Here is a 19,365-nt window from a genome sequence, read left to right as displayed (position 1 = left end):
TTCCGCGATTATCGTATACAGCAGACAAACGATCACATAAAAATGAAAAATATGAAAACCAGATTGATTCTTTTTATTTTGTTATTCATCAGTGGCTTTGCAATAGCCGGTTGTAAACAACAAAACCAGTATCGTCCCGATGCGAAAATCGTTGCGGCATTTAATAACAAATATCCTCAGGCCGATAAAGTAGAGTGGGAACAAAAGCAGGGGTATTATGTCGCAGAATTCCGGGAAGACGGTATCGAACACGAGGCTTGGTTCGACGGAACCGGTAAATGGGTGATGACGGAAAGTAATCTGAGGTATAGTTCCCTGCCACAGGCCATCCGCGAACAATTCGAGAAAAGTGTTTACAGTACCTGGAAAAAGGACGATATCGACAAGATCGAACGGGCTGGAATGGAAGCAGTGTATATCATCGAACTCGAAAAAGAAGGATTGGATACCGACCTGTATTATGTCGGTAACGGCAATCTGATCAAAACCGTGAATGAAGTGTCTAAAGAGAAACGGAGTTCTTATATGCCTGTCGCTTCGGATATCCAGACTTGGATCAAACAAAAATATCCGGATGCTACCATCATTGAAATGGATAATGAAAAAGGTAAATTGGAAGTGGACATCCTGGATGGAGGAAAAGCTAAAGAATTGATTTTTCAGGGAAACGATTGGTTGTCGACTTCCTGGGAAGTGAGCAAGGCCGAAGTTCCTTCGGTAGTAATGGAAACTTTCCGGCATTCGAATTTTGGAAAATACCGCATCGACGATATTCATTTTTATGAGACGCCGAACAATTCGTATTACTATTTCGATCTGGAACAAGGAAATTCTGAAGTACATCTGTCTATCGATCCTACCGGAAATATCCTACAGTGATCCGATTTATCGGGACGATGAAGGTTAATTTATAAAGTCTGTAAAGTTTATGAAGTCCGAAGAATCCGATGACTATATAAACTTTACAGACTTTATAACTCTGAATTTAATTGGAATAAGGGTCCCGCTTTACGCATGTGTGTGTGTATGTGTGTATGTATGTAAGAAATGCATAAGTAGAATTTATCGTGTGAAATATCATAAAGAGTGTATGAATCGATTTCACCTGATTAGAAGATAATTCCGCGGGACCCTGTCTTTTTATGCAGCCTGTTTCTCTTATATCTGGTCAATTCCCGGCGACGTCACCGGAAGAATCTTTTACGTCCAAAACATTCAAAGATCTTGAATACTAATGATGTAGAAAAATGGAAAAAGTTACTTTTTGAGGAAATTTATTTATCGAAAAGTCCGTTACCGGCTAATTTAATCGGACGTTTATTTTCTTCTCAAAACAAACAAATATTTCCTTTTTTTAACATTATTAAGTAACTCTTATTCAGTCAATAAAGTATTTTGGTTTTGTGACCTATCCCTTTTTACATCTAACTATTTAAACGTCCATTTTTTATTGCAAGGAACTGTTTGAAACAGTACTTGATAGCGATGACAAAAATAGTTTATTTTTTATTATTCGCCAAATAAATTTGTTGATTTCAATTATTTTCTCTTGAAAGGCTTTTTGAAAGCCGGCCGCTCTATTTTTGTTTCTATTTAATTTATCTGAGTTTGTTAATGATATTTTTTGTATTTATTATTGTCGACAACACTAGGTTGATTGGACGGTTGGGAACAAATTTTCCTGTACCGGTGGAGGTATTTCCTGTTGCTCTGGGTCGAGCAGGAAATAAGAAAATTAGGGGCTACGGAAATTATGCTCCGGCTGGCAAAAGGGAAAGACGGACCGGTGGTGACAGAAAACATAATCTGGTTCTGGATGTTCGTTTCCGGGACATCGGTCCCGCATCGGAAAAAGATCACCGGTGTCGTGGAGAGTGGGGGGATATCGGTCCGAAGTGGTAGTTGCTGGGTGAGAGTAGGTGGAAATAAACTTTTCTGGGATGATTACGTACAATAAATTCGATGAGATCGTTCATTTGTAAACTTGTATATTGGATTATGTTGAAGTTGTACGTATTTATTTTATGGGCTTTATTGCCGTTACTGACTATGGGAAAGGGAATTCTGATTCAAAATGTCGTGATTTTCGACGGGAAAAGTGAAAAGACCGTCACGGGAAATGTATGGATCGAGGACAATGTGATCCGGAAAGTATCGGCCGAACCGATTGTTGCCGGAGCAGAAGTAGAAGTGATCGATGGGCGGGGAAAATTTCTGATGCCCGGATTGATCGATGCACATTGGCATGCTTATCTGGCTGCTAATACGATGGTCGATTTGTTGACCGCTCATGCTTCTTATACACAGCTGAGAGCCGGAGAGGAAGCCGGGAAGACTCTTTTGCGGGGTTTTACGACGATCCGGGATGCGGGGGGACCGGTATTCGGACTGAAAAGGGCGATCGATGAGGGAACACTGCCGGGACCGCGTATTTATCCTAGTGGGGCGATTATTTCCGAAACAGGCGGACATGCCGATTTTCGTATGGTATACGATATCCCTGAGCCTTTCGATTGTTGCGGCCTGACTCATACCGAGAAAATCGGGGCTGCTATCATCGCCGACGGGGTGGATGCCGTGATCGTCGCTTCGCGGAATAACCTGCGTCTGGGTGCGAGTCAGATCAAGCTGATGGCAGGCGGAGGGGTCTCTTCGTTGTATGACCAGCTGGAAGATGTGCAGTATTTCGAAGATGAACTGCATGCGGCGGTAATGGCCGCCGAGGATGCGGGTACTTATGTGATGGTGCATGTCTATGTGCCGGAGGCGATCCGCAGGGCTATCCGGGCTGGGGTGAAAAGTATCGAACACGGTCAACTGATCGATGAACCGACGATGAAACTGATTGCAGAGAAAGGCGTGTGGTTGTCGATGCAACCCTTTATCGGAGAAGGAAATAATCATTATACCAATCCTGTACAGCAGGCGAAACACGAACTGGTGGTACAAGGCACCGACCGGGCCTATCAGCTGGCGAAGAAATACGGGGTGAAGCTGGCATGGGGTACCGACTTGCTTTTCAGTCCGGCCAATGCACGGAATCAAAACCTGAATATCGAAAAGATGACCCGCTGGTTTTCCAACTTTGAAATCCTGAAGATGATCACTCACGATAATGCCGAACTGTTGGCTCTGTCCGGCCGCCGTAATCCTTATCCCGGTAAACTGGGGGTGATCGAAGAGGGGGCTCTGGCCGATCTGATTGTGGTGGATGGAAATGCACTCGAAGATATAAAAGTGCTGACCGATCCTGGCAAGAATATGCTGTTGATCATGAAAGACGGCAAAATATATAAAAACGATTTATAATATCCGCTACCCCAGAGCCTTTTAGACCGGGATTTTTCCCCGGTTATCGATTAAACACTGCTTTGTATATTTGGAAAAAACAGAGCAGTGGTTAATCGATAACCGGGAGATTTATGTGTGTAGACGATACAGATAATCGGGGTATCCGGGTAGTTTTGTCTTCTACATTTCAGGATATGAAGGCAGAAAGAAATTATCTTGTAGAGAAGATATAATTGGGGGGCATAAAATTGGATTTATGTTAGGGGATAACGCAAGAACAGACTGGCAACGGTAAGGGAATCGAAATTTACTTGTACGGGATTGAATATTCCCGCCCTTTGGGGCGAACGGTATGTATTTCCACTCCGGAAAAGAGAGGGCGTGCGATATGTTTTCTATGTGCAGAGTCTGGAAGTATAAGTCTACAACTCTATCATGTTTTGGGGATGATTCTTTGTCGTCTTCAGACATTCAATCTAACCTTGCAGTTAATGAAAAAACGTATGGAGTTATCAGTACCAGATTCTGATTTACGATAGCATGAAGATCGTAGTGAAAGAGTCCGGTATTCCGGTTATACATGTCTGTCACAAATGAGGATTCGAATACATTTTCTGATAATTTTTGTTCGATATAGTTGTTTGTTACTGTAATTATTTATTATATTTAAGGCATAAATATGAATTATTATTATGCGTTTGAAATTGGTACTTAAAATTGTGGAAGGAACCGTTTTACCTTGTAATTATATGTATGAATTGTCAAGTTGTTTGTACAAGGTATTGAATGAAGGTAATCCGGTTTTTACTGCCTGGCTACATGATAAAGGATATTGTAAGGAAAAGAAAGCATTTAAATTATTTACCTTTTCGAATTTCTATTTTCCGTGTTTCAGAATCGAGGGGGATCGGATTTTTGTTTTGGCGGATACGGCCCAGTTGATTGTGTCGTTCTATCCGATAGAAGCAATTGATGCTTTTGTAATGGGTCTGTTTAAGAACAGGCAATTGGAGGTTGGTGACCGGAAATCAAGGGTCCGCTTTGAAGTCTTTAACTTAGAGCGGCAGGCTGAGCCGGAATTCACTTCCCGGATGTCTTTTAAAACTTTATCGCCTATGTTTATTGAAGAGCAATTACCGGAAACCCGGAAAGCGATACATCTTTCACCGGGGAATCCGAAGTTTGCAGAATTGTTGCATTTGAATCTGCTGGATAAATACAGGGTGTTTTATGGACAGGACCCCGATCCGTCCTGGCCTCTGACCCGTTTGCATTTGTTGTCTGAGCCCAAGCCTAAAACAATTGTGCTGAAGGTAGGTACTCCGGAGGAAACCAGAATGAAAGGATATACTTTCCGCTTTGAGCTGGAAGGACAGCCGGAATTATTGCGCCTGGGTTACGAAGGTGGTTTCGGACGATTGAACAGCCAGGGATTCGGTTGTGTGGAAGTGTTGAAACAGTGATAATAAGTTTAGTGTGTGTGGTGTTTGAGTTTTTATTCTGTTGTAAACGGGAAAACAAAACTTTTAACTCCTTGTTTGGGTATCCAGGTTGTTTTGGGTGAATTTGTAATAGTAGTGGGATAGAATTGAAATAACCCGCCGATGTCCATCGGGATACCGTAGGTACTTATTTTAATTGACCTAAGTAGATTTTTACAGAATGAAAATAAAACAATAATATGCTTCAGGAAATTAATAACTTTATGAATAGTTTGCCTGCTGAGTTAAAGCAGGCGGGGCTGAAGCCTAAAGAAGGACTGCATGTTTTGCTGAAAATCCAGGAAAAGGAGGGAACTCATTTTATGGACGAACAGTCTGTCTGCCGGGTTTGTCTGACCCGGAAAGCGACAGAATTCGATTATCCTTTTTTACAGCATTGTGCTGAGCTGGCTCAGGTGGGATGGTGTGTGAATACCAATAAATGTTTCGATCTTCCGGCTAAGGGGCTGCATTCCTGTTCTCCTTATTGCATTGCCTTGAAACGGGAATCTCTGGAAGGAGGAGGAAAATATGCGAAAGATAAGACTAAAATCTACGACCGTATCGATACTTATTTTGCTAATGCTTTATCCTACGTCGAAGAGGATAGCGAGAAAGAAAGAATAAGGGTTTTTCAGCATTTTATCAACTCCAAAGAGAAACTGAATGCTTTATTTGCCTGTTTTCAGTCAGAGGTTGATGAAGTCAAGGATAAGGAGTACATTATTCTTTATTTGGAGGAGGAGATGGAAAAATATCGCCGGGTTCATGAAAAATATTTGTCGGACAAATTATTCAATACTAATGAATACAATATTTCGGTAGAAAATCAACTCTATGGGACCAGCGATTTCCTGAATGGATTTCCAACTAAAAAGCCTTTTTTATCCCATCAGTCGGCTGTTTTCGATATTGCCGGGCGGATTACCGGAGAGATGGCTGGAAATCTCCATGATTTTCAGGAAATCATGCGCCGGAATGTTTTACCCCGTCCTTTGCCGTTGTTTGTTTACCGGGAAGAGTTGCAGACCGAAATGCTTGCGGTTTTCCCCCAGTATTTGGCGGATGGCAAGAGGATCGGTTATCAGGAGATCATACGGGAGCTTTATAAAAATCATCAGGACGATATCGGTGATTATTATTTATTGTATTACTATGGCGATACGGTTTGTGATTTCGATTTTGTTTCCCGTTTCCGCTATCGTTTGCAGAGTGGGGATAAAGAAGGTTGGATGGTAAAAGATCATTTTCAGATCGGTTTTACGGAGAAAATAAGCCATGTATTTGAGTTGGAGGAAAAAGTGTTACGCGAAATATTTAATAACTCGTTGATTACACGAACGAAAGCCGGAGATACACAACGTAAATATTTCGATGAATTAGAACCGAAATACTGTAAATCGGAAAATAACTATTTATTGGTATTGAAGTATCGGCAAGCTTTTTATGATTATATCTATAAATCCAGATTACAGGCTGTTACCCGTCCTATGTTCGATCATATTTTATTGACCGGTATTTTGGAGGATATCCGTTTGGATGAATTAAAAGGAAACCAGCATACCCAACGCTGGGGGATTTTGTCTAAAATGAACATTTGGTTCAGTTTGGCTGAACGTTTTGATTTACAATTTAAAAATACAGATACTATGGCAAGTAAATTGGAAGAACAGAGAGTGTTTATGGTTGCCTTATCGCAAGGTGAGGCTATATTGGAAAACGACGAACAATATGCTTTTGCAGCCGGACAGGTGATTTACTATTTATTACATAAGAGTAAGACGGCAGACAAAAGTTATAAACGGCTGGAGCCTTTTTTGCAGCAGGTGCACGCCTCTGAATTGAATAAAGCGATTGCCCGGCTTTTCGATACCTATAAGCATGAGAATTTTTCAGGCAATTTCCGTCATCCGTTTGCATCGGTTATGGCCTATCAGACCCAAGCGAATATGCGGGACTACCTGCCCATGATGCTGGCCGGGATTTTTTCGGATAATCTGCTTTTTAGCGTTAATAAATCAGAAGAAACAAATGAAGAAAACTAACTTAAAATAAAACATTATGAGTAATACATTTAAAAACAGAGTGTTTGGTTGTGTGGTAATCAAATCTGTCAATTCCAATTATAATGCGGACTTTTCACATCAGCCCCGTACTTTGCCCGATGGGGCAGTATATGCAACAGATAAAGCATTGAAATATACCGTTCGGAATTATATAGATAAAAATTATCCGGAAGACAAGGTATTTTATTTTAAAAGCCTGAATGGAGATATGCAACCCCGGGATTTAGACCAGAATTATGCCCGTTTCTTCGGCGATTATCCGAAAGCGGATAAGAAAGAGGCGGTCAAGGCGCGTAAAGTGATTCTGGGAAATTTGTTGAGCTGTCTGGATGTACGGTTATTTGGCGGAACTTTTGCCAGTAAAACGGCCAATTTGTCTATTCATGGTGTTGTACAACCGACGCATGGGGTGAACCGATATGTGGAAGGGATTATCTATTCAGAGCAGATTGCTTCGCCTTTCCGGAACTCCAATGATAATAGTACGGATTCGATGCAAACGACTTTAGGAACCCAATTTAAATTACAGGAAGGCCATTACGTACATCATTTTTCAGTCAATCCCGGTAATTTAGACGAACTGACTGAATTTGTCGATAATGGAAGATTAACGGGGGAGGATATTGCCAAATTGAAAGAAGCTTTACGTTGCGGAGTGACATATTATGATTCCTCTTCCAAGGCAGGAACGGAGAATGAGGCCTTGTTGTGGGTGGAATTGAAAGAAGAGTCGAAGCTGGTATTACCCTCTTTCGTGGATTTGATAGAGGTAAATGCAGAACGGGAAATTGATTTTGCGAAAGTAAGTACCTTATTGTCCAAAGAAAAAATCAAAAATGAGATCTCAAAAATTGAATTGTTTTACAATAAGGGAATTACAAAAGTGATTCATCTGCCGGAAGGAACGGTCGAACTTGAATTGAACGGGTTATGAATAATCAACGACTGATTTCATTTGATATACAGGCTGATTTCGGTTTCTTCAAAAAGCCCGATTACAATGATGGGGTGTTGCTGACCTATAATATGTTACATAAGCCCGCCCTGTTAGGCATATTGGGGGCTATTATCGGTTTGCGGGGTTATCGGAAAAAAGGAGAATGGCCGGAATATTACCAGCGGTTGGCTGCCCTCCCGGTGGGAATAGAACCTTTGGAGGGGAGACATGAGAAAGGGAATTTCCAGAAAACGATAGTCAAGTATACGAATACGGTCGGATATGCTAATCAGGATGGTAACCTGCTGGTTGAAGAGAGTATGCTGATTCGTCCGGCCTATCGCTGCTATCTTTTGTTGTCGGAAGAGCATCCGGATCACCGGAAGTTGTACGAGTATATCCGGGAAGGATGGGCCGAGTATATTCCCTATTTGGGTAAAAATGAATATCCGGCCTGGTTCGGAGATTCGTTCCGGGAATATGCTTTTAAAACTTTTGTACCGGAAACTGATTTTCGGGTTTCATCCTTGTTTATCAAAGAAGGAGTATTGAAAGGACAGCAGGTAAAGGCCAGTTTTTCGTTTTCGCTGAAAGGCATAGTGAATCGAGGTAGTTTTGTGTATTTCGAACGTTTGCCTGTTGGTTTTCATCCGGTTCTGATGCAATATGAATTGGCCGACTTCGCTTTTACGGATTGGACCTTACAGGCTGCCACGCAGATGGTAAATTTGTATCAGCTGGAAGAGGAAGGAAAGATTGTTCAATTGTTTTGAATATGAAAGACTGTAGAGAAATAATTCAGGGCCAGATGGAGTTATTGTTCGGCAGGTTGAAAAATGATTCTTATCTGGCACATATTTGTCCCGGAAAATCTGCCGAATCTTTGCAGGAACATACGGCCAAAGTGGTTGAAAGGGCTTGTTGGCTGATCGGCAAGCACGGTTTGGAGAAGGTCGTCGATCGTTTGATTCCGGGGATTGCCGGAAAATACTCGGAGAATGTGCAGGAAGAGTTGAAACGGATGTTTATGGCGGTGTTTGTTTTTCATGATACAGGTAAGGTAAACGATAATTTTCAATATTCCAGGATGTTGAATCGGTTGTTTAAACATCGGAAGACGGAAATATTGGTACCTGCCTATGGACATTCGTTTTTGAGCGCCTGGCTGTTTCTGGCTTTTGAATTGGACCGTGTGTGGCAAGATCCGTGCCTGACGGAGGAAGAAAAAAAGATGCTGTTTGTCTATGCTTTTTTCTTTGCCTATGTTATCCGGCAGCATCATAGCGGCGGTTTGGGATGTGCCGATGAGGAGGAGTTTTTTAATTCATTTGCCGGGGGATATGAAGAATTGCATACTTATCTGACGGTTTGGGGATATGAAGGGGATTTTACTTGTGTCGAAGCTGTATTCGAGCATATTGTTGCTATCCGAAAGGAAACGGATGCGCAACGGGAAGCTTCTTTTGCTTTGTATGCGCTGATTAAATTGAATTCTTCTGTTCTGACGGCTGCCGATTATCTGGCGACTCATGCATATATGACTGGGAGACTGGTGAAAGAGGCCGGAATTTTTGAAGACCGTCACCGGGTAGAGGAAATGATCGGGCATCTGCGAAATTACAGGCATAACCGGGGGATATATGAACAATTGGATAAATTTGTTTTTGAGTATCCGCAGGAAAAATCCGGTGATCACTTGAATCGGCTGCGAACCGGAATGGCTGTGGAAGTCATCCGGACCGTTCGTGAACATTCTGATGATCGTTTGTTTTATATTGAGGCTCCGACGGGAGGGGGAAAGACAAATTTATCCATGCTGGCGGTGACTGAATTAATGGCCGTCCATCCTGAGATTCAGAAAGTATTTTATGTATTTCCCTATACGACTCTGATTACCCAGACAAATCAGACACTGAAAAATGCTTTGGGCTTGACTTCTACGGAACTGGCGGAGTTACATTCCAAAGCCGGATTTAATGAAAAAACGGAGGAAAGAGAGGATGGACTGTATGCGGATAAAAAGCAGGATTATATCGATCGTTTGTTTGCCCTTTTTCCTGTGTGCGTTATGTCGCATGTGAAGTTCTTCGATATGTTGAAAACAAACCGGAAGGAAGCGAATTATTTACTCCACCGCCTGGCGAATGCGGTGGTGGTTATCGATGAATTGCAGACCTATAATCCGCTTTTGTGGGATAAAATGTATTATTTGATTGAACATTATGCCCGCTTTTTTCAGGTTCGTTTTATTCTGATGTCCGCGACTTTACCTAAGATCGGTAAACTGAGAATTCCTTTGAAGGAAAGAACCGGATTTGTGGATTTGTTGCCTCAGGCAAAATCTTATATGCAGAATCCAAATTTTGCCGGGAGAGTGGAGTTCAGGTTTGAGTTGTTCCAGGAAGAGATCGATATGAACGATTTAGCGGATTTTGTTCTTGGGAAATCAGTGGAATATCGGGATAAACCGGGGAAGAACGGGACGGTTCATACCATAATAGAGTTTATCACTAAAAAATCTGCCGCGGAATTTTATGCTTTCATACAAGAAAAGGAGCCCTTTTTTGACGAGGTATTCCTTCTCTCTGGGACAATTCTGGAACCCCGGAGGCGGGAAATTATCAATGAGCTGAAAAATCCGCTCAGCCGGAAGAAAAATATATTGCTAATCACGACACAGGTTGTTGAAGCTGGGGTCGATATCGATATGGATTTAGGATTTAAAAATATATCCTTGATCGACAGTGATGAACAGTTGGCCGGGAGGGTAAACCGGAATGCCTGTAAAGTGGGCTGTGAAGTCTATTTGTTCCGACTGGATAATGCAAGTGTCTTGTATGGAAAAGATAAAAGATATCAGATGGTCTGGGAACAAATTTCTGTCGGTGAATATGAACGTATTCTTCGTGAAAAAGATTTCGGATGTTTGTATGAATTGGTTTTTGAGAAGATAAATTGGATGAACGAACAGACTTATGTGCAGAATTTCCGTTCGGGATTTTTGAGATTTGTCGAAGGGTTGGATTTTCAACAGGTAGATCGTAATTTTCAGGTAATCGAGCAGCAGAATGAAACTGTTTTTGTCCCCATACCGTTGCCGGTAGAAGTGGATTCGATGACAGAAGGTGTTAAAGAGCGTCTGTTTTCTGACCGGGAACTTCAATTTCTGGAAGATTTTGGGGTTGTGCCTTGTGAGGGACTGTTGGATGGAAAGGAAGTGTGGGAGGTGTACGAACGTCTCGTATATCGTGATCATCCTGCAAAATTTGATCTGGAAGAAAAGGTCGGTTTTAAAATCATGCAGCGGATATTGTCGTGTTTTACTTTTTCTTTGGTTGGTTATTCGAAAGAATTGCAGGAGTTGAAAGGGGGGACGGGGGAAGAAAAGTTGGGGTATTTTTATTTATCCCATTGGGAAGATGAGGGGGTGAACGGAAAATTGTACGACTATAAAATGGGATTGAATAACAGAGCATTGAAAGATATAACTTTTATATGATAAATGTGACAGGAACTTTGATTAATCTTTATCAGGTGTGTAAACGGGAAACGTGGTTACATGCCAATGGTATCCGGATGGAACATACCTCGGATGTAGTCACGGAAGGAAAGCTGGTACATGAGACTTCGTATCCGAACCGGGCAGCCAGATATGAAGAAGTGAGAATCGGTGGTTCTGTGATTGATTTTTATGATCCGAAAGAGAAGGTGATTCATGAAATCAAAAAATCTACATCGAAAGAGGAGGCGTATATCTGGCAGGTGAAATATTATTTGCTTTTGTTTGAACGGGAAGGAATAGCCGATGTGGTGGGGATGTTGGAATACCCTTTACTGAGGGAGACGATGCGGGTGGAGTTGGAAGAGGGGGACCGGGAAATATTGCGTCAGATGGAGGTGGAGATCCGACAGCTGATCGGGGAGGAGGCATGTCCGCCTGCTTTATCCAAAGGAAAATGCGGAGCCTGTTCATATTATGAATTTTGTTATTCCGGAGAAGGGGAATGAAACAGGGAATAAATGTTTTTTAATGGACTTAAAATTGTTTTATGAAAAGGACGTACTATTTATTTAATCCCGGGCGGTTGAGCCGGAAGGATAATACGCTGAAATTTACTCCGGTAGACGAAGAGGGACAGGAAGGGCAACCCCGTTACATTCCTATTGAAACCGTAGATAATCTCTTTGTATTCGGTAGTTTGGATACCAATAGTATGATGTACAATTTTCTGGGTAAGCATCAGGTGGCGGTTCATTTTTTCGATTATTATGAACATTATACTGGTTCGTTTATGCCTAAAGATTACCTGTTATCCGGCAAGATGCAGATTGCCCAGATGAAGCACCATATCCGGCAGGAAAAACGGATGGCAATTGCCCGAAGTTTTATCGATGGGGCAGCGTTTAACATGTTGAAGAATCTGAGATATTATACGAATCGGGGAAAAGATACCAGGCAACAGATTGAACGGATAGAAGCCTATATTCCATTGATTGCTACTGCAACCGATATTCCGATGTTGATGGGAATCGAGGGGAATATCCGTCAAACCTATTATGAGGCATTTGATACGATTATCGATGGTTTTTCCATGGGAAACCGGACAAAGATGCCACCTTCCAATGAGGTGAATGCGATGATTTCTTTTGCTAACAGTATGTGTTATTCGTTATGTCTGGATGCCATTTATCATACCCAATTGAATCCGACGATCAGCTTTCTGCATGAGCCGGGGGAAAGGCGTTATTCTCTGGCTCTGGATATGGCAGAAATCTTTAAACCCATATTGGCGGACCGATTGATTTTCTCCATGTTTAACCGTAAACAGTTAAGGGAATCGGATTTCGATCAACACTTAAATCGATGTCTGCTAAAGCAATCTTCTATGAAAAAAGTAGCCCAGGAATGGGAAGAGAGGACGAAAGAGACGATAAAACACCGGAAATTGGGAAGAAGTGTCAGTTACAGGCATTTGATTAAATTAGAATGTTATAAACTGACCAAGCATTTATTGGGGATGGAAGAATATAAACCTTTGAAAATGTGGTGGTAATGTATGTCATTTTAGTATATGATGTCGATCAGAAGCGGACGGCTAAAATGTTGAAATTGTGCCGGCGTTACCTTTCATGGATACAAAACAGTGTATTTGAAGGGGAGATTTCAGAAGTACAGTTGAAGCAATTAACATCGGAAGCCCGGAATTTTATGGATGAAAAGGATAGTTTGATTTTCTTTAAAAGCCGGGACGAAAAATGGCTGGAAAAAGAGATTATAGGAGATGAAAAAGCCAGCGTTTCTAATTTTTTATAGCGTCGACCTTAAAAAAATGATTGGGGGTTGAGAGAGTAATTACAATAGAAATGGAATAATAGTTCTTTGACATGTTGAAAATGAATAATTTAAAAGTTGTTGTCGAAGGTCAGGGTAAATTTAAGAATTGAAGGTCGACTGCAAATGTTTGTAAAAAATGAGAATAAATGGATGATAAATCATTGATTTTGAAGTATATTTGTTGGCGTTTTTAACGGCTTTTAATTGAACTAAGGTAGAATTGAAACATGCTTTTTTCAGCTGTTTATTCTTCATTTTAATACTTTTAATTGAACTAAGGTAGAATTGAAACTTGATAGAGGGGGTCCACAATAGCGAAGTTTTATTGCTTTTAATTGAACTAAGGTAGAATTGAAACTGCATAAGCCTATCACGATACACAATATGATATTTGCTTTTAATTGAACTAAGGTAGAATTGAAACCACGTTTTTGAAACGAAGGCCCTGGGGGATAAGTCGCTTTTAATTGAACTAAGGTAGAATTGAAACCTAAAGGTTCCGGTCTGAAAGGGAATGAATTTATCCTTTTAATTGAACTAAGGTAGAATTGAAACAGGCTTTGTTACGAAAAAACGCTATAAAAATGGTGGCTTTTAATTGAATTAAGGTAGAATTGAAACCATCTAACCGCCTATAAACAGCACATGGTAGACAAAGCTTTTAATTGAACTAAGGTAGAATTGAAACAAAACAGATAGACCAGCTTACAAAAGAAAAAGAAACCTTTTAATTGAACTAAGGTAGAATTGAAACTTTATTAAAGGAAGAGAAGAGTCAGAATCAGACACGCTTTTAATTGAACTAAGGTAGAATTGAAACTTTATCCTGAGATACACCCCGTCTGCATCCTGCCCCCTTTTAATTGAACTAAGGTAGAATTGAAACATTGTTCGTAGTCTTCCGTCCATGTTTTTCAATGTGTCTTTTAATTGAACTAAGGTAGAATTGAAACTTTTATAACTACATACAAGGACAACCCATTTCTTGACTTTTAATTGAACTAAGGTAGAATTGAAACATAATCTGACCGAGTGTGAGCGGTTTTACTTTCAGTCTTTTAATTGAACTAAGGTAGAATTGAAACAAAAGTGCAACCAATAAAAATCCTGTCCGTAAAACTCTTTTAATTGAACTAAGGTAGAATTGAAACTTTTAAGCTGCTGCCATTCAATAAATGATATTTCGTCTTTTAATTGAACTAAGGTAGAATTGAAACTGAGTATATCCAAAGTCGTTAGCGTATCCGCGCTTCTTTTAATTGAACTAAGGTAGAATTGAAACTGGTGTATGGTGCTGCTTTTGGGTTGATGGTGCCTCCTTTTAATTGAACTAAGGTAGAATTGAAACAGGATATTAAAACGGCATAGTATGTTGGTAAAGATTACTTTTAATTGAACTAAGGTAGAATTGAAACCCGAAGTGATGCTAGTCGAAGGTTTCCTGCCCGCCCCTTTTAATTGAACTAAGGTAGAATTGAAACTTTTAAAAACGCCCGCAAGCCGGTTTCTGCAAATTGCTTTTAATTGAACTAAGGTAGAATTGAAACTTTTGTTCCCATTGACTAATCCTAAAATGATCGGCACTTTTAATTGAACTAAGGTAGAATTGAAACATAATTTATTCACACTTAGTTAATTTCCCATTAATTCTTTTAATTGAACTAAGGTAGAATTGAAACCCGTCTGAGATCTGATTTATGCCTTTCCTGAAATAACTTTTAATTGAACTAAGGTAGAATTGAAACTTTCTTTGACTTCCTGAATGCTTTCCATAAAGTCTTTCTTTTAATTGAACTAAGGTAGAATTGAAACTACCATTCCATTTTTTTTGAATAAAATGTATTTTCTCTTTTAATTGAACTAAGGTAGAATTGAAACTTTTCTCTACATATATAGATGAGATTGGATGTGATTTCTTTTAATTGAACTAAGGTAGAATTGAAACTTTATTGGGTATCGTATATACATGGAAAGTAACCAAACTTTTAATTGAACTAAGGTAGAATTGAAACTGTTCTACATCCTCCCTTTTGTCGATAATCTCAATGCTTTTAATTGAACTAAGGTAGAATTGAAACTGTTCATACCGCACAGAAAGAACGACAAGAATAGAACTTTTAATTGAACTAAGGTAGAATTGAAACCATTCTATAGTATACACTGTATTGTTATATTTATATCTTTTAATTGAACTAAGGTAGAATTGAAACTCTATAATTCTATTTATTGGAGTTGTACCCCAGCCACTTTTAATTGAACTAAGGTAGAATTGAAACGCAGTAGGATTTCCAACACCGGACACGGAAGCACTCCTTTTAATTGAACTAAGGTAGAATTGAAACTCGCATTTTACTGCAAAAATAGAATCGAGAACACGCTTTTAATTGAACTAAGGTAGAATTGAAACTATTATGTTCCTGTTGTGCCTGATTGTCCAGGCGGCTTTTAATTGAACTAAGGTAGAATTGAAACATGTTGCTCACAGAACCACCAATACGAAAACATTGACTTTTAATTGAACTAAGGTAGAATTGAAACTTATAGTTTATCTATTTCGTTTCGTTGGCACTCGACTTTTAATTGAACTAAGGTAGAATTGAAACTTATTTCCGATATGCCGACCACGAAAAAAGGATCGTCTTTTAATTGAACTAAGGTAGAATTGAAACGCGATTACCACTCTGTCCTTTCTTTCCGCTCTCCCTCTTTTAATTGAACTAAGGTAGAATTGAAACACTGATTTTCCAGAGCTTCTTTAATAAAGGCATTAACTTTTAATTGAACTAAGGTAGAATTGAAACTCGGCGGTGGCAACTATTTTTAAACTGATGGAATTTCTTTTAATTGAACTAAGGTAGAATTGAAACTCAGAGGAGAAATTTACTCCTCCTTGACCGGAGCCAGCTTTTAATTGAACTAAGGTAGAATTGAAACTAAACAATGAAAGGTCCTTATGACAAAGGAAACCATCTTTTAATTGAACTAAGGTAGAATTGAAACATTTTTCGTGGAGGGTCCGGGCAAGACGGTATTTTTCCTTTTAATTGAACTAAGGTAGAATTGAAACTTGCAGGTCCTGCCACAAACAACCTGGTAAATTGACTTTTAATTGAACTAAGGTAGAATTGAAACGTCTACTGAATAATGGACCCGCTTATTGGTAGCGCGCTTTTAATTGAACTAAGGTAGAATTGAAACTTAATAGTAAAGGTTATTTAATTCCCCTTTACGATTCTTTTAATTGAACTAAGGTAGAATTGAAACAACGATATATGATAAGGAAGAGGAAGTGATTTCTGACTTTTAATTGAACTAAGGTAGAATTGAAACACATTTCTGCGGAATTAACACAGAAATCAAAAGATGCTTTTAATTGAACTAAGGTAGAATTGAAACTCGCCTGGTTTTCCGCAGAATCCCCCAAACCGACAGCTTTTAATTGAACTAAGGTAGAATTGAAACTGATTGTGGTTTGCAGCTGCAGCTCCTACTTCCGACTTTTAATTGAACTAAGGTAGAATTGAAACTCTGGAAGGTCTCAGGAACCTGATTAGGCATCTCAGCTTTTAATTGAACTAAGGTAGAATTGAAACAAAGCAGATGCGACGAGAAAGATCGAAACCAGACCTCTTTTAATTGAACTAAGGTAGAATTGAAACAAGGCATTCGTAATGCCTTGACCTTTTGCCTGATTGCTTTTAATTGAACTAAGGTAGAATTGAAACTTGTCTCGCTTTGTCTGTCAGACGTGTAGTAATGCTCTTTTAATTGAACTAAGGTAGAATTGAAACACCGAAAGCTGATGATCAGTCTAAACAATCCATTGACTTTTAATTGAACTAAGGTAGAATTGAAACAATTTATTCTCATGCCGCATCGCTCTTTGCTCAATACTTTTAATTGAACTAAGGTAGAATTGAAACGCAAGTTGAAAATATAGTCTCTGCCGGTATGCCTCTTTTAATTGAACTAAGGTAGAATTGAAACTTCGATCGCCAAGGGTGTGGCGCGCAAATATCAGCAACTTTTAATTGAACTAAGGTAGAATTGAAACATCCGGAACATTCGACGGATCTTATCCTGGACCGGGCTTTTAATTGAACTAAGGTAGAATTGAAACGTAGAAGATACACGATACTCTTTCCATGTAGATATTACTTTTAATTGAACTAAGGTAGAATTGAAACAAGTATAATGGCCATATCCCAAGGACGGACACCCCACTTTTAATTGAACTAAGGTAGAATTGAAACACCAAAAATGTTTGTTAATGCTTCAAATACTGTAAAACTTTTAATTGAACTAAGGTAGAATTGAAACTCGGATTCTTGCTTTTTGTCTTGGTTTTGGAGTTGTCTTTTAATTGAACTAAGGTAGAATTGAAACCACCAAAATGCGCGTAAATCTGATCACGAGCAGTTTGCTTTTAATTGAACTAAGGTAGAATTGAAACTTTGTTAGAACGAATGTTGAAATATGCTTTAATTAACTTTTAATTGAACTAAGGTAGAATTGAAACCTTAGTAGTATAGTAAATTCAAGATCAAATCCACAACTTTTAATTGAACTAAGGTAGAATTGAAACTACTCTTGCCGAATCTTATTTATACCAGTAATAGCCCTTTTAATTGAACTAAGGTAGAATTGAAACGCATAAATCTTCTGATAGGCAGCAAAAGGAAGAATATCTTTTAATTGAACTAAGGTAGAATTGAAACTGAAGCTGGAGGTGTATGTAGCCCTCTGGATTGAAGCTTTTAATTGAACTAAGGTAGAATTGAAACCCGTTTGAGGAGTTTTTCTTTCAGGGCGGAATCGAACTTTTAATTGAACTAAGGTAGAATTGAAACTTTTTTGTACTTCATTAGTTATAAATATAAAATTAACCTTTTAATTGAACTAAGGTAGAATTGAAACTCAGTTTCTGGAAGTCTTTCCGGTCCGGATAGAGTTCTTTTAATTGAACTAAGGTAGAATTGAAACTTTCCTCTGATGCTCCCGCCTCTTTTGCCATGTCACTTTTAATTGAACTAAGGTAGAATTGAAACGTATTATCAGCAATTGCAACAAAATAAAGTAATGATGCTTTTAATTGAACTAAGGTAGAATTGAAACGTTTAAAAATCTTATTAAGCTTTATGGAAATAAAACCTTTTAATTGAACTAAGGTAGAATTGAAACATGTCTTCTTTCTGCTGGAGTTCATAGGTAAGCCCTCTTTTAATTGAACTAAGGTAGAATTGAAACTAGAAACACCGGTATCTGTTTCAGCCAATGGTCTGACTTTTAATTGAACTAAGGTAGAATTGAAACTCGGTACCGCACCTGTCGATTATAAGCTTTAAAGTCCTTTTAATTGAACTAAGGTAGAATTGAAACTCCGGGAAACCCTGATCCCGCGTGTGCGGTCGAAACTTTTAATTGAACTAAGGTAGAATTGAAACTTGAAACACCACTGGTAGGCCGGAAAGGCGCTGTCCCTTTTAATTGAACTAAGGTAGAATTGAAACTTCTATTGCCAAAGGAATTTCGCGGAAATATCAGCACTTTTAATTGAACTAGGGTAGAATTGAAACTGGACTCAACCTGGCATGTTTTTATTAACCGTCCCGGATAAGGGTGAGATTCCGAAATGTCAGTTTGTCGCCGGGGTATTGATCTTCTCGGAACGATGAATATTGGATTGAATATATTGCAGGATATTCAAAGCTCTTTCTTCCGGACATTTATTCATTTGCCGGGGAAGAAACAGGGCGATTTGGCATGTTATAAAAGTGAAGCACGAAAACAGCAAGTACGGCAATGCTACGATCGGTAATGGTTTGCCGGCGCTCCGGTGTATATTGTCATTTTGTATCGATATAGTGGTTGGCTGGGTACGGAATCCGGATAAGAAGAACCATGCAGATATCGGTGCGGCGATAGCGGCCGAACATATTTGTTTGGCTGTAGCGGTACAGGGATTTTGGAGTTGATGGGGTTATAATTTCGATCCGGACGGGTGAAATCTCGATTGTAGTTACCGGATGGCAGGAGCCTGTCGTGATCATCTCCCTGGGGTATGTAAACGCTTCCCGGCATGTGTTTCTGTCAGGAAACCGGTGAATGAGATAGTGACTGTACTGTAAACCGGATAGTTTGGCTTATGAAAACAGAACTGGAAAAATGTCTGGCCGGTGAGTGGTATGATTGTCATGTTCCCGTTTTTCCTGAGCTGAAAAGAAAAACACATTGTTTATTGATGAAGTATAATTT

12 protein-coding genes, 1 pseudogene and 1 CRISPR repeat array are annotated in these 19,365 nt (G+C 39.5%); all 13 genes and pseudogenes read left to right on the top strand.

The features are described 5' to 3' along the window. Positions 1–51: 51 nt before the first annotated feature. On the top strand, positions 52–879 hold the full coding sequence (locus WS34_RS00650; RefSeq protein ID WP_286693571.1) for a PepSY-like domain-containing protein: 828 nt from the start codon (positions 52–54) through the stop codon (positions 877–879). Positions 880–1,657: 778 nt separating this feature from the next. After that, entirely contained in the window at positions 1,658–1,957 is a 300-nt protein-coding gene (locus WS34_RS00645) for a sugar phosphate isomerase family (protein ID WP_286693570.1), read from the top strand. Positions 1,958–2,049: 92 nt separating this feature from the next. After that, positions 2,050–3,309: a metal-dependent hydrolase family protein gene (locus WS34_RS00640; RefSeq protein ID WP_046402537.1), complete on the top strand. Its 1,260-nt coding sequence runs from the start codon at positions 2,050–2,052 to the stop codon at positions 3,307–3,309. 674 nt (positions 3,310–3,983) lie between these two features. After that, entirely contained in the window at positions 3,984–4,754 is a 771-nt protein-coding gene (cas6, locus tag WS34_RS00635) for a CRISPR-associated endoribonuclease Cas6 (protein ID WP_046402465.1), read from the top strand. 242 nt (positions 4,755–4,996) lie between these two features. Then, entirely contained in the window at positions 4,997–6,817 is a 1,821-nt protein-coding gene (locus WS34_RS00630; protein ID WP_286693569.1) for a hypothetical protein, read from the top strand. Positions 6,818–6,833: 16 nt separating this feature from the next. Continuing rightward, a complete protein-coding gene (locus WS34_RS00625) occupies positions 6,834–7,772 on the top strand; it encodes a type I CRISPR-associated protein Cas7 (protein WP_046402462.1) in 939 nt (312 codons plus the stop codon). Beyond that, complete coding sequence (gene cas5b, locus WS34_RS00620; protein WP_013611556.1) at positions 7,769–8,548, top strand: type I-B CRISPR-associated protein Cas5b; 780 nt, start codon at positions 7,769–7,771, stop codon at positions 8,546–8,548. Before WS34_RS00625 ends, cas5b begins: the two co-directional genes overlap by 4 nt. Positions 8,549–8,550: 2 nt before the next feature. Then, positions 8,551–11,274, top strand: coding sequence for a CRISPR-associated helicase/endonuclease Cas3 (locus tag WS34_RS00615; protein ID WP_046402460.1), 2,724 nt, complete (start codon positions 8,551–8,553; stop codon positions 11,272–11,274). Beyond that, positions 11,271–11,783 (top strand): CRISPR-associated protein Cas4, encoded by a 513-nt coding sequence (cas4, locus tag WS34_RS00610; RefSeq protein WP_013611554.1) that lies wholly within the window; start codon positions 11,271–11,273, stop codon positions 11,781–11,783. The genes WS34_RS00615 and cas4 overlap by 4 nt, the downstream gene beginning before the upstream one ends. Before the next feature lie 41 nt (positions 11,784–11,824). Next, positions 11,825–12,829 (top strand): type I-B CRISPR-associated endonuclease Cas1b, encoded by a 1,005-nt coding sequence (gene cas1b, locus WS34_RS00605; protein ID WP_013611553.1) that lies wholly within the window; start codon positions 11,825–11,827, stop codon positions 12,827–12,829. Next, positions 12,829–13,089, top strand: coding sequence for a CRISPR-associated endonuclease Cas2 (gene cas2, locus WS34_RS00600; RefSeq protein ID WP_046402458.1), 261 nt, complete (start codon positions 12,829–12,831; stop codon positions 13,087–13,089). Before cas1b ends, cas2 begins: the two co-directional genes overlap by 1 nt. A gap of 218 nt (positions 13,090–13,307) precedes the next feature. Continuing rightward, positions 13,308–18,686: direct repeats of the CRISPR family, unit length 30 nt; unit sequence CTTTTAATTGAACTAAGGTAGAATTGAAAC. A 198-nt stretch (positions 18,687–18,884) separates the two neighbouring features. Then, positions 18,885–19,085, top strand: coding sequence for a nitroreductase family protein (locus tag WS34_RS00595; protein ID WP_286693568.1), 201 nt, complete (start codon positions 18,885–18,887; stop codon positions 19,083–19,085). Positions 19,086–19,255: 170 nt separating this feature from the next. After that, positions 19,256–19,365 (top strand): annotated as a pseudogene (locus tag WS34_RS00590) (maltose acetyltransferase domain-containing protein); the annotation flags it as partial.

It is taken from the genome of Odoribacter sp. N15.MGS-14, assembly GCF_000980245.1.
GTDB lineage: Bacteria > Bacteroidota > Bacteroidia > Bacteroidales > Marinifilaceae > Odoribacter > Odoribacter splanchnicus.
Note: the sequence above shows the minus strand (reverse complement) of the source record. Positions and strands in the feature narration are given on the sequence as shown.

Bases quoted from the DNA above. Each gene is read 5' to 3' on its own strand.
- cas1b (WP_013611553.1), top strand. From the start codon at position 11,825: ATGAAAAGGACGTACTATTTATTTAATCCCGGGCGGTTGAGCCGGAAG.
- cas4 (WP_013611554.1), top strand. From the start codon at position 11,271: ATGATAAATGTGACAGGAACTTTGATTAATCTTTATCAGGTGTGTAAA.
- cas6 (WP_046402465.1), top strand. From the start codon at position 3,984: ATGCGTTTGAAATTGGTACTTAAAATTGTGGAAGGAACCGTTTTACCT.
- WS34_RS00630 (WP_286693569.1), top strand. From the start codon at position 4,997: ATGAATAGTTTGCCTGCTGAGTTAAAGCAGGCGGGGCTGAAGCCTAAA.
- WS34_RS00625 (WP_046402462.1), top strand. From the start codon at position 6,834: ATGAGTAATACATTTAAAAACAGAGTGTTTGGTTGTGTGGTAATCAAA.
- WS34_RS00615 (WP_046402460.1), top strand. From the start codon at position 8,551: ATGAAAGACTGTAGAGAAATAATTCAGGGCCAGATGGAGTTATTGTTC.
- WS34_RS00640 (WP_046402537.1), top strand. From the start codon at position 2,050: ATGGGAAAGGGAATTCTGATTCAAAATGTCGTGATTTTCGACGGGAAA.
- cas2 (WP_046402458.1), top strand. From the start codon at position 12,829: ATGTATGTCATTTTAGTATATGATGTCGATCAGAAGCGGACGGCTAAA.
- WS34_RS00650 (WP_286693571.1), top strand. From the start codon at position 52: ATGAAAACCAGATTGATTCTTTTTATTTTGTTATTCATCAGTGGCTTT.
- cas5b (WP_013611556.1), top strand. From the start codon at position 7,769: ATGAATAATCAACGACTGATTTCATTTGATATACAGGCTGATTTCGGT.